Raw genomic sequence first — 12037 nt, 5'->3', positions numbered from 1 at the left:
CGGAACGCCCCGATGCGACCGGGGCGTTCCGCAAGAGGCATTTAGGAGGCGCAACCGCAATCAAAGGGCGATTCTTCGATTGCGAAGGTTTTGTAAGGCAATTCGAATTCCTGATGACCCAGGGCCTCGGACTTGGACGGGGTTCCCCCCCCCACCTTAACCACCAGGTCGTAGATTTCCTGTCCCACTTCCGGGAGGGTGCCGCGTCCTTCCAGCACCCGGCCCGCGTCAATATCCATGTCGCCGGGCATCCGGCGGTAGGTTTCGGGATTGGCGCAGACCTTGATGGTCGGAATGACGGCGCTGCCCGCCACGGATCCCCTGCCGGTGGTGTAAAGCATGATGTGGCACCCGGAGGCGGCCATTTCGATGATCTCCGTGACGTCGTTGATGTTCGGGAATCCGAAACGCGGCTCGCCGTCGGGGATCACGTCCATGAGGTAGAGCCCCTTCCCCGAAGGGATCTGTCCGGGCCGGATAACGCCGCTGATGGAGCAGGAACCGCTCTTGGCGTACGCGCCCATGGACTTCTCCTCCTGGGTGGTCAAACCGCCTTCGGCATTGCCCGGCGCAAAGCTGCCGTGACCCATGACCGTGTAGTAGCGGGCGGCCTTGTGGATGGATTCCACGACCTCTTCGCCGATTTCCGGAGTGGCGCTGCGGTGGCGGATGATTTCCTCGCAGCCGATCAGCTCTCCGGTTTCCTCGAAGATACCGGTTCCGCCGTCGTCGATGAACTTGTCGAAGAACAGGCCCACTGCGGGGTTGGCGGCGATGCCGCTGGTCGCGTCGGAACCGCCGCAGACCGTGCCGACCACCAGCTCGTCAAGATGCATGGGAGCGCGGGGCGCGTCGGCTATTTCGTCCTGGATGCGGGACACCGCGGCCTTGCCCTTGGCCACGCTACTGGCCGTGCCGCCGTCTTCCTGGATTACCACCAGCTCCACAGGGCGGCCCGATTCCCGAACAGCCTCCACCAGCGCGTTCCTGGGGAAGCTCTCGCAGCCCAGGGCCACGACGACCACGCCGCCCACATTGGGATGGGTACACAAGCGAGTCATGATTCTATTCGCATGGTCGTTGGGGTAGCACCCCGTGAATCCCGCCAGATGCACGGTATCGCCGAAATCACCGGCGATCTTCTTGGCCACATGGGATGCGCATTGGACCAGATAGGTTACCACGACGACGTTCCTGATCCCCTTGCGCCCATCCTTGCGGACATATCCGTTTCCTATGATCATTATGTGAACTCCTTGGTGCGGGGCTATTCGCCCTTGCGCAGATAGGTGGGCAGATAGGTGCTCCGCATATTGTGCAGATGCACGTGGGAACCGGCCTGGATGTCTTCCGTGGCCTCGCCGATGGAAACGCCGTACCGGAACACCGGCTCGCCCTTGGCTATGTCCCTGGCGGCAACCTTGTGATAGGAGGCCACGTCATCCCTGACGGTGATGTTTTCGCCGTCCACGTTGATGACCTCCCCCTTTTTCAGCGGGCTGGTGGCGATGACGATATTGTCCGCCGGATCAATTCGTACACAACTCATTGTATATACTCCTAAATCAGAACTTGCCGTATTTGATGTACGCCTGTTGCGGGTCCTCGCCTTCCAGAATGGCCTTGCGCACAAGGCTTTCCGTCCTGAGGAACTCCTCGGCCCTGGTGGTGATCTCCTCCACCAGGTCGCCCGGTACGATGACAATGCCGTCTTCGTCCGCGACCACGAAGTCGCCGGGATTGACGGTCACGCCGCCCATGAGGACCGGGGCGTCGAATTTTCTGGGAAGCCAGGTGCCGACGACGTCCCTTGGAGTTTTGCCCTTGGCGAACACGCGAAATCCCGAACGGACGATGAAGTCAGTGTCCCGGCAGTTCCCGTCGATGATCGCTCCCCTGACGCCCTTGAGCGACAAGGTTTCAGCGGACAACTCGCCCATGTACGCCTGCTCCATGTCATTGGGCTGGATCATAAGCACCGTGCCGCTCGGGACCTTGGACAACAGCCCGGTCCATTCCAGCAGGGTCTCGTGGTCCGAGGTGGTTACCCGCTCGCCCTCCACGGCGTAGACGGGACCGGCCAGCCTGCGTCCCGGGGCCAGGGGTGCGAACTCCGGGGGCAGCACGCAATCGCGGATGCCTTTTTCACGCAGGGCGTCGTAAACCGCGCCGCTATAACACTGCTCAAGGCGATGGGCGCAAATTCTTTTTTCTTCCGGTGTCATTAAACACTCCCTATTTCATGAGGTTTGGCAATAATAAGGTGATCACGGGGAAGTAGGTAATCAGGAACAGGGACAACACGAGCGCCCCGTAGAACGGCAGGGCCGCCTTAACGAAATCCTGAATCTTGGTCCCGCTCAACCCCGTGACCAGCAGCATGACCGTCCCCACGGGCGGGGAAAGCGTGCCGATGGACAGGTTCAGGATGATCACCAGCCCGAAGTGGACCAGGTCGATTCCCAGGGCCATGACCGTGGGCTTGAGCAGAGGCACCAGCACGATGAGGATGGCATTGCCTTCGAGCACCATGCCCAGGAACAGAAAGAGCACGTTGATGATCAGCAGGAAAAGATGCGGATTGGTGGTGATCGAGGTGATCGTGGTGGCCATGCTCTGGGCCACCTGCTCCCAGGAGAAGATCCAGGCCAGCGCGGAACAGGCCATGATGATAATCATGACCGAAGCCGTTGACCTGGTGGTCTCGACCAGGGACTCGAAGATGTGGCGCACCTTCATTTCCCGGTACACGAACATGCCGATGACGATGACGTAGATGACCGCAACCGCGCCCGCTTCCGTGGGGGTGAAAACGCCGAACCGGATGCCGCCGATGATGACCAGGACCAGGGTGATCGCCGGAATGGCGTTCCGCAGGGCCACGAGGTACTCGCCGGACGTCGCCCGTTGCGTGCGCGAGGGAGCGTACCCCTTCTTCTTGGCCACGAGATAGATGGCGCACATGAGAAGAACGGCGCACAGGATGCCGGGAAGGATGCCCGCCATGAACATCTTGCCGATGGAAACGTCGGCCAGGAATCCATAGATGATGAGGGCGATTCCCGGAGGGATGATCGGCGTGATGAGCGATCCGGAAGCGGTGACGGCCGCCGAGAAGGGCTTGTCGTAGCCGTGCCGCTTCATCTCCGGCATGAGCATCTTGGTGAGCATGGCGCAGTCGGCGAGGTTGGACGCCGAAAGTCCGCCCATCATGGTGCTCAACAAGACGTTCGCCTGCGCCAGCCCGCCGTGGAAACGGCCGACCATCAACTCGGCGAGCTTGAGGAGCCGTTTGGTGATGCCCGTATGGTTCATGACCGTGCCGAGCATGATGAAGAACGGAATGGCCAGCAGCGAAAGGTTCTGGGACGAGCCCACGAGCCGCTGGACTGCGATGGTCGCGGATATACCGTCGTTCATTACGAAGTACAGCAAGGTCGCGGCAATAACGGAAAGAAATATCGGAAGGTTGATGCAGAAGCCAATCAGCATCACTCCGCAGATAACGGCGAGAGTCATCAGTTCATCTCCTTGGCGACGCTGGGGTCGTGGCCCTTGCAGAGGACAACGATGTTGCGGATGGAAAACAGCGCGATGCCGATGCCGCCCGCAGGAACGGCGTAGTCGATGTAGCTATAGGGAATGCCAAGCACGTTGGTGATCTTGAATTGCACTTGGCTGGCCAAAAGATAGCCGTACCAGGACATCAGACCGGCCACGAACAGGGTAAGGACCTCAACGACGATGCTCATGATCCATTGCCCCCTGGGCGGCAGCAGCGAGGTGAGGATGTCGATGCTCAAATGGCTTCCGGCACCCTTGGCCGCGGCACTTCCGAGCATGATCGCCCAGAGAAAGAGCAAACCGTTCACTTCCTCCAGCCAGGCGATGGGGGTGGACATCACGTACCGCTGGAATACCGCGGCCACGGTCAGTAGCATGATCGTTCCCAGCGCCGCTGCGGGCAGGAAGTCGAATACCTTTACCGGGTCAGGAAATCGCATTGAGTCTCTCCTAGGTTGACCTGAGCGTTTTCCTGCGGGCCGGAACGGTTCCGACCCGCAGGCAACGTTGAAAGCGGACTATTCCGCCAGCAGCTTCTGGACCTTTTCGTACAGACCGGGAGTCCACTCGGGGAACTGGGAGTAGGTGGACTTGGACATCTCCCGGAAGGCGGCCGTGTCTACATCCACCAGGGTGGAGCCGTCGGCGATCATCTTCTTGATGATCTTCTCGTCTTCCTCGGCCATGACCTTGCGGCTGTACAACCCGGCTTCGTCGCCGGTCTCCTGAAGCAGGGTCACGACGTCGGCAGGCAGGGTGTCGAAGTAGGCCTGGCCGCCGACCCACTGGGCGGTCATGGTCAGGTAGCCGATCAGCTCGATGTACTTGGCGGGCTCGTAGAGCTTCTGGCCGTACAGCACGCTCAGCGGGTTCTCGGCGCCGTCGATGATGCCCTGCGTCAGCGCGGGGTAGACCTCGCCCAGGGGCATCGGGGTCGGGGTCGCGCCCATGGATTTGAGGGCCGCGATCTGGATGCGGTTGTTGGGTACGCGAATCTTCAGGCCCTTCATGTCGGCGGGCGATTTCACGGGCTTGGTGGTGACCATGTGACGGACGCCGTACAGCCAGTTGGAAGTGACGATGTGCAGGCCCTTGCTTTCAAGCTGTTTGGCGAGATCGTTGTACCAGCCGGTCTTGAAGAGCTTGAAAATCTTTTCCGGGCTTTCGGCCAGATAGGGACCAACCAGGATGCCGAAATCGGGGACGTAGTCGGCCAGAAAGCCCGCGTCGCAGATGGTAATCACGTTGACGCCCATCTTGGCCATTTCAAGGATGTCCTTCTTGCCGCCGAGCTGCGAGCTGGGGAACAGCAGAAGCTCCACCTCGCCGTTGCTCCGCTCCTTCACCAGATCGGCCCATTTGTGGGCGACCTGATCCAAAGGCTCGCCGGGGTTGTTTTCATAAGCCAGGCGGATGGTCGTCTTGGCCTGGGCGATCCCGGACATGGCCAGGATGAGCACAGCCCCTGCCAGCAGGGCTACCAAAGTGGTTTTGACGGATTTCATTCGCTTCCCTCCATAAGATTATTACAGTCCATGGTTTCCCGTTTCCAGTGCTGAAACATTTCCGACGGTGTCCCGATGCTTCGGGAAATATTGTTGGCGGCCTCCGTGACCGCCTTCACCAGCTCGGGGATCCGCTCCGGGCTGATGGCCAGCACCGTGCTGGAGATGCTGAGCGCATACCTGACGGCGCCGTCCGGCGAAAAAACCGGAGCGCTCACACAACGAATTCCCAATATGTCCTCTTCGTCATCTATCGCCCACCCCTGTCGCTTGACGTCGGCGAGATGATTGCGGAGTTCGTCCATATCCACGATGGTCTTGGGCGTCTTCTTGACGAACGATGCCGACTTGAGCAGCGCGATCTGCCGCTCCAGCGGCAGCCAGGCAAGGAGCACCTTGCCCATCGCGGAACGGGTCAGGGCCACCCTCTTTCCTTCCCAGGAATTGATGAGAATGCTGTCCTGGGGGTCCACCTTGAGCAGGTACACGGCTTCCGCGCCGTCCAACGCTCCCAGATGGCTGGTGACCTTCTCCCGCTGCACAAGCTCCTGGATGTGCCGCATGGCGTAGTCCCGGATGGACACCTTGGTCACCGAGAGGTTGCCAAGTTCGAACAGGCGGAACCCGAGAGTAAACCTGTGTCCGTCGGCAAGACGGCGCACAAACCCCAACTCCTCAAGAGTAAGCACCAGCGAATAGGCGCTGCTCTTGGGTAGTTCCAGGATTGTCATGATCTCGGTTAAATCCGCGCTTTTCTTGCCGAGCAGTTCGAGTATCCGAGCCGCCCGCATTAGAGCTGGAACCTGATATTTGTTTTTGTTCTGCATGGCTTTTACACGTTGGTTTCGAACAATTTTTCTCCATAGTTTGCCAAAAGGGGACGCATCAGCATCTGGAGCCGGGAACGAACCACCGAAAGCTGGTAGGCGTCCCCATGGGCCAGCGGCATGAGCGGCGGCCCCATATTGAAGCCGCGCAGCTCCAGGCCGAGCTTGAACCCGACCGGGAACGGCACCGCGAACATGGTGCGGACCAGCACAAGCATGGACTTCTGCAAAGTCCTGGCTTCGTCCATGTCGCCCCGCTTCCAGGCGTCGTAGATGCCCACCATGATTTCCGGAAAGATGCCCGCCATGGCGGTCATGCTGCCCTTCGCGCCCATGACCAGGCAGGCGAGCAGCGTTTCCTCGCGGCCGGTAAGCATGCTGATGTCCTCCCCGGCGATGGATATCTTGTCCATGAAGTGCAGAAAATCGACCATGCTGCCGCTGGAATCCTTCATGCCCACGACGTATTCGTAGCGGCTCAACCGCTTGACCATGTCGTAGTCCAAGGGCTGGGTGAACAAGGGGATGTTGTAGAGGATCAGCGGCACGCCGCCCTTCTCCACGATGGTTTCGAAAAAGCGCTCGACCATGGCCACGCCGGGCTTGAAATAATAGGGAGGGGTGCCGACCACGGCAGGGCAGCCGAGGGAACCGGCATGGCGCGCCAGCCGGGCGCTCTCATCCGGCGTGGAGGCGACCACTCCGGGAGTGACGGGAATACGACCGTCAACCTGGTCCATGACGATATCCATGCACCGGCATTTTTCTTCGAAGCTCATATGCAGGCCTTCGCCGACGGAGCTGACGGGGAATATGCCGTCAAGCCCCTTTTGCACGCAGAACTCCGAAAGGCGGCGCAATTCCGTTTCGTTGATCCGGTGGTCTTCGTCGAACGGTGTCAAAAGTGCGGGGTAAATTCCTTCAGGACGGAACATGATATGAAAATCTCCTTATCGCTATTGTTGCGAAGCGGCGGACCGTTCCGCCAGGCCGAGTTTGTTCAGCAGTTCTTCCGTGGGTCGGCCCTCGGAATCCCATTCGCGCAGGCAGTAGTAGGCGCTGACGAGTTGCGCCACATCGACGGTTTCTCCCTTGCACGGACCGTCCGGCAACGGGTCCGTGCGAAAACGGTCGGGGATGGTATCCTGGTCGGCGGTCAAGCCTTCGCGCAGGTTGAACAGCCTGACGAGAGTATTGATGCGCTCTCCGGCCGCGATTAGCTTGTCGGCGGAATCCAGTCCGGGAAGCCCGGTGGCATATTCCATGAGCGGAGCTATCTGCTCCATGGTCAGGACGAATGCTGCGAACAGACACAGACCGCTGCTGTTGATGAGGCTGTAGAAATCCTGCTGGCCCTTGACCACTTCGGGCTTGAACTCCAGCGTGTGCTGACCCAGCGGATTCTGCACCATGACCTCTTCGGAAATGGGCCAGGAACGCAAGTGGCAGCCGCCCCGGTCGCTGGTGGCGTAGGCGAGGGCCATGGCCTTGCTCGCCCTCGGGTCGTAGGCGGGCAACTCAAGCCCCTTGACGTGGCCACCCAGGCCGGCGGCTCCGGGGATAATTCCTTCGAGATAGCGCACGCCCATGGACCAATCCATGCCGGGACCTTCCCGCTTGCCCATGAGATGGACCGCCTCGATCATGGCTTCCACGTTGCCCCAGGTAAATTCGAGCCCCGCCGTATCCTCGGCGGTGATAAAACCCCGCTCCCAGCAATCCATCAGGAACCCGATGACGTTGCCGACGGACACGGCGTCCAGGCCGTAGGCATCGCAAACATGCTCCGCCTCAATGATGGTCGGGATGTCCTTGTTGGCGCAATGGCCACCGAAGGCCCACACGGTCTCGTATTCCGGGCCTTCGGTGAAAGCGCCCTTGAACCGCCCTTCCTTGACCCGGGCTATCTTGCTGCACCGGATGGGACACGCGAAGCAGGCCCTGCTTCTATCAAAGTACCTGCTGACCTCCAGTTCGGTCACGGGCTCGCCTTCAAGGGTGGATTGCTGGAAATTCTTGTTCGGGTGGATGCCGGTATATTCCATGAGGGAAAGGAGCACATTGGTGCCGAATTCGGGCCGCGCCGAACCGGTGTCCGGGGAATTGGCCAGCTCGTTGGCGGCCTCGCGGATCATCATATCCAGCTTGGCGGAATCTGCGGCCCTGAGACCTCCCGATCCATTGACCACAATGGCCTTGAGCTTTTTGCTGCCCATGACCGCCCCGGCCCCGCCCCGGCCGAAGGAGCGGTATTCCGTCTGCACCGAGGCCAACGGCGAAAGCAGTTCTCCCGCCTGGCCGATGCAGGTCACCCGGTAATCGCCACCGAAGTCGGCCTTGAGCCGCCGGGAGGTTTCCAGGGTATCCTGCCCCCAGTATTCATCTGCTGAAACCAGGCGAACGTCGTCGTCCTCTATGACCAGCATTACCGGCTCGGAGGCCGCGCCGGTAATAATCAACACGTCATAGCCCGCATATTTCAATTCCGGCCCGAAGCTTCCGCCCGCGTTGCAATCCAGCCACAGGTTGGTAGCAGGTCCCTTGGTACACAGCTCAAGCCGCCCGGAGGCCGCGACGCTGGTGCCAGTCAGGGGACCGGTGGCCAGAACGATCATGTTTTCTGGAGACAGGGGGTCGCATCCGGCGGGCAACCTGTCGTACAGGATGCTCGCCCCGAACCCCTTGCCGCCCACGAACTGCTCGGCCATATCGCGGTCAAGCTCGTTGATGGTGATGGAACCCGAAGTCAGATCAACTTCGAGCACTTTTCCGGCGTATCCGCTCCACTCCATGGCTATCTCCTCGAAATGGCCCCTGCGGGGCAGGCTTTGATGCATAAATAACGACCATTGCACGTATCGCATACCAGGGGGTAACCGCTCACCGGATGCTTGCGGACGCCGCCGAAGGGACAGGCTTCGGAACAGACGCCGCAGCGGGTGCATTTGTCCTTGTCCAGCACCACGTGTCCATCCCAGGACAAAGCCTTTTCGGGACAGGCTTCAACGCAGAATTGCTTGGCGCAACTCACGCAGACATGAATGGCCCCGATTTCGGGCCAGGCGTCCTCGATGTGTATGCGCGAAAATTTAGAACTGTGCAGGCCGGACTCATGAGCCGCCGTACATGCCAGCATGCAGAGCCGACAGTTGGTGCATTCCGTTTTCCGTGTTTTGATCATGGTTCCTTCTCTCTGAATATCTGTTCAATATACTGAACTAAAATTCATTCTATCAAATTAAAGGCCCCATTCAAGAGGTTGAACGAAAGTTTATTATATTGAACCTTGTTTGTTTTTACCTCATTTTTAACGTATATCATTTTGTTTTAATTTGTATTTTTTACAAACAGCAACTTCCATAAAATGACTCCAACGCGGACTATGATGCAAAAAATGAAAATTCTTTTTGGGCGATAAAAAAAATGGACGCGCCGTTCGAGCACATCGAACAGCGCGTCCATTACATACAATATTGGCAGCCCGGTCTGGCCTGCCGTATCGTTGGAAGTCTATTTGAGCTATCGGCGATACCGGACGGATGCGCCTACCCGCTGAGGGTGCTACACGCCCATGATGTTGTAGCCCGAATCCACGAAGACGACGTCGCCGGTGGTGCCGGAGGAAAGATCGGAGGCGAGGTAGAGGGCGCATTTGCCCACGTCTTCGATGGAGATGTTTCGGTGCAGGGGAGCTTTTTCCTCAATGCGTCCGAGAATGGACTTGAAGCCCGAGATGCCCGAGGCGGCCATGGTTTTGACCGGCCCGGCCGAGATGGCGTTGATGCGCACTCCTTTTTCGCCCAGGTCCACGGCAAGGTAGCGCACACAGGCTTCCAGGGCGGCCTTGGCGACGCCCATGGCGTTGTAATTGGCCACCACCTTGCCCGAGCCGTAGTAGCTCATGGTCAGGACCGACCCGCCTACGGGAAAGAGCGGCTCGAAGGCGCGGCACAGGGCGACCAGGGAATAGGAGGACACGTCCAGGGCGACCTTGTAGCCCTCGCGGCTGGTGTCGATGAACCGTCCCTTGAGGTCTTCGCGGTTGGCGTAGGCGATGGAGTGAACGAGAATATCCACGCCGCCCCACTTTTCGCGAACGAGGTCCGCGCCGGAGGCGATCTCCTCATCCGAGGTGACGTCGCATTTATACATGAACTCACCGCCCAGCTCCTCGCAGATGGGGGCCAGTCGGCGTTCAATGGGGTCTGCGGCGTAGCTGAAGGCGAGGCGCGCGCCGTGTTCCTTCAATTGCCTGGCGATGCCGTAGGCGATGGAGCGGTCGTTGACCACGCCGAAAATGAGAGCCTTTTTATCCTTGAGCAGCATGTAGTCTCCTTTGCTTGCCGGCATGGTACCCCTGCCCGAGTTTTCTGGCGAGGGGAAATTGAACCGGGCGGAAAGCTACATGGCCGCGTGCACCCCTTCCAGGATGCGGGCCGAGTTGTCGGCACCGTCAAGGTTGAGGTTGAGCGGCGCGGCTGTGCGGTCCAGCCCCTCGCGCATGAGCGCAGCCAACCGTTCGGCGCCGAGATCATCCTCGGTGATGACCTTGAGGCCGCCCTTTTCCTCGATGCGCCGGGCACGCATGTTCTGTTCCCGGTTCTGAAGAAAGGGGTACATGAGCCCAAAGGTATTGGTGGCCAGCAGGTTCATGGTCGTGTTGTAGCCGCCGAGGGAAACGGACAGCCGTGCCAGGTCGAGATAGGCCAGGAATCGCTTGGTGAACCGCTTCACGGTGATGTGCGGGAACGCCTCGGTCTGAGCCTGAAGACGTGCGAACTCGTCTTCCTCCACGTACGGGCCGGTGAACACGGCCAGACGATGCGGGTGGATTTGCTGCAAAATGGGCGAAGCGGCCATGGCCCCGCGCAGCAGGTCGCGGCCGATGTGCCCGCCGCCCACGGAAACCACCACCAGAGGCGTGTCGCCGAGATCAAGTTCCGCGGCCAGCCGTTCGGTCTCGGCCGGATCGGGCTTGCGGGCCACATAGCCGGTGTAATGGACTTCGGGAACGATGCCGTCCACTCCGGGAAACGTCGTTGGGGTCGGAGTGCACAAGAACGTGGTCGAAATTGGGATTGAGATAGCCGTGGACGCGCTCCACCTGCCGCTTCATGTCGTTCTTTTCCACCAGGATGTCCCGCACGGAGCAGACCGACCGGCACTTGCCGTACTCGCCCTTCCTGACCTTCTTGAGGATGGGCAGCAGCTCGAAACGGAATTTTTTGCGGCCGAAGGGAAAGAGCTCGACCATGAAAATGTCGGGCTGCTGCTCGGCCATGATTTCCTTGAACAACCGCAGCCTGCGGCCCAGGACCTCGTCCACTTCCGCGCCCTCCTCCAGAGGGATGAACCGGGTGAACTTGGCGTCCATCATCAGGCCGGGCAGTTGGACCCGCGTCATATTGGCGGGCGGATCGAAATCCACCTCGGCCCCGCCCGTAACCAGGATGACCTCGTGGTCCTTCAGGGCCTTGACGATTTCCAGAGAGCGGAACATGTGGCCGACGCCGAGCACGTGCTGGCAGTAGAAGACGATGCGCATTACAGCTCCATATTCAGTTCGCCCAGGGCGAGTTCGTTTTCGACGCATTCGATGCGGTGCAGGCGGTACGGCAGGTATTCCACAGTGTCGTCGGGCATGAAATCCGAGCCGGACAGGGCGTGGGCCAGGCATTTGAGCACCCCGTTATGGGTGACGACCAACACGGACTCGCCGGAATGCTCTTCGGAGAATTCGATGAGCGCGTCACATGCGCGGAACAGGACTTCGTCGCGGCTCTCCCCGCCATCGGGCCGGAAACCGAATCCCTGGTATTCCTGCCTGCGAACCTCCTTGCGCATCTCCTTCAACTCGTCCTTGGTCAGGCCGGTCCACCGGCCCCAGTCCTGTTCACCGAGGCGTTTGTCCTCGAACACCGGCACGCCCAGGGTCTCGTTGATGAGATCCGCCGTTTCCCTCGCCCTGGACAGAGAGCTGGTCAAGATGCAGTCCAGTCCCCCGCCGCCGAGCGATTCAGCCCAGTTGCGGGCCATTGCGCGTCCTTCGTCGCAAAGAGGGACGTCGGTGTTGCCCTGAATGCGACGCTCGCGGTTCCATTCGGTCATCCCGTGGCGCATACAGAAATAGGTGGTCATGTC

14 protein-coding genes are annotated in these 12037 nt (G+C 60.0%); all 14 read right to left on the bottom strand.

Annotated elements, in window-relative coordinates; all coding sequences use genetic code 11:
- Positions 1–41: 41 nt before the first annotated feature.
- Positions 42–1244 (bottom strand): UxaA family hydrolase, encoded by a 1203-nt coding sequence (locus LF599_RS00185; protein WP_279521837.1) that lies wholly within the window; start codon positions 1242–1244, stop codon positions 42–44.
- Between the two features lie 23 nt (positions 1245–1267).
- Complete coding sequence (locus LF599_RS00180) at positions 1268–1549, bottom strand: UxaA family hydrolase (protein WP_279521836.1); 282 nt, start codon at positions 1547–1549, stop codon at positions 1268–1270.
- A 16-nt stretch (positions 1550–1565) separates the two neighbouring features.
- Positions 1566–2225 (bottom strand): RraA family protein, encoded by a 660-nt coding sequence (locus tag LF599_RS00175; protein ID WP_279521835.1) that lies wholly within the window; start codon positions 2223–2225, stop codon positions 1566–1568.
- Positions 2226–2235: 10 nt separating this feature from the next.
- Positions 2236–3519: a TRAP transporter large permease gene (locus tag LF599_RS00170; protein WP_279521834.1), complete on the bottom strand. Its 1284-nt coding sequence runs from the start codon at positions 3517–3519 to the stop codon at positions 2236–2238.
- Entirely contained in the window at positions 3519–4004 is a 486-nt protein-coding gene (locus LF599_RS00165; RefSeq protein ID WP_269940645.1) for a TRAP transporter small permease, read from the bottom strand. Before LF599_RS00165 ends, LF599_RS00170 begins: the two co-directional genes overlap by 1 nt.
- Before the next feature lie 78 nt (positions 4005–4082).
- Entirely contained in the window at positions 4083–5069 is a 987-nt protein-coding gene (locus LF599_RS00160; protein WP_269940644.1) for a C4-dicarboxylate TRAP transporter substrate-binding protein, read from the bottom strand.
- Positions 5066–5896 (bottom strand): IclR family transcriptional regulator, encoded by an 831-nt coding sequence (locus LF599_RS00155; protein WP_279521833.1) that lies wholly within the window; start codon positions 5894–5896, stop codon positions 5066–5068. The genes LF599_RS00160 and LF599_RS00155 overlap by 4 nt, the downstream gene beginning before the upstream one ends.
- A gap of 5 nt (positions 5897–5901) precedes the next feature.
- A complete protein-coding gene (locus LF599_RS00150; protein WP_279521832.1) occupies positions 5902–6831 on the bottom strand; it encodes a dihydrodipicolinate synthase family protein in 930 nt (309 codons plus the stop codon).
- Positions 6832–6852: 21 nt separating this feature from the next.
- A complete protein-coding gene (locus tag LF599_RS00145; protein WP_279521831.1) occupies positions 6853–8688 on the bottom strand; it encodes an aldehyde ferredoxin oxidoreductase family protein in 1836 nt (611 codons plus the stop codon).
- A gap of 2 nt (positions 8689–8690) precedes the next feature.
- Positions 8691–9077, bottom strand: coding sequence for a 4Fe-4S dicluster domain-containing protein (locus LF599_RS00140; protein ID WP_279521830.1), 387 nt, complete (start codon positions 9075–9077; stop codon positions 8691–8693).
- Positions 9078–9457: 380 nt separating this feature from the next.
- On the bottom strand, positions 9458–10222 hold the full coding sequence (locus tag LF599_RS00135; protein WP_279521829.1) for an enoyl-ACP reductase FabI: 765 nt from the start codon (positions 10220–10222) through the stop codon (positions 9458–9460).
- 75 nt (positions 10223–10297) lie between these two features.
- On the bottom strand, positions 10298–10921 hold the full coding sequence (locus tag LF599_RS00130; protein WP_279521828.1) for a glycosyltransferase family protein: 624 nt from the start codon (positions 10919–10921) through the stop codon (positions 10298–10300).
- Positions 10830–11441: a hypothetical protein gene (locus LF599_RS00125; protein WP_279521827.1), complete on the bottom strand. Its 612-nt coding sequence runs from the start codon at positions 11439–11441 to the stop codon at positions 10830–10832. The genes LF599_RS00130 and LF599_RS00125 overlap by 92 nt, the downstream gene beginning before the upstream one ends.
- Complete coding sequence (locus LF599_RS00120; protein ID WP_279521826.1) at positions 11441–12034, bottom strand: histidine phosphatase family protein; 594 nt, start codon at positions 12032–12034, stop codon at positions 11441–11443. The genes LF599_RS00125 and LF599_RS00120 overlap by 1 nt, the downstream gene beginning before the upstream one ends.
- Between the last annotated feature and the right edge of the window lie 3 nt (positions 12035–12037).

The sequence above is a fragment of the Pseudodesulfovibrio thermohalotolerans genome (assembly GCF_021353295.2).
Lineage (GTDB): Bacteria > Desulfobacterota > Desulfovibrionia > Desulfovibrionales > Desulfovibrionaceae > Pseudodesulfovibrio > Pseudodesulfovibrio thermohalotolerans.
This window is presented reverse-complemented; position numbering and strand designations above follow the sequence as displayed.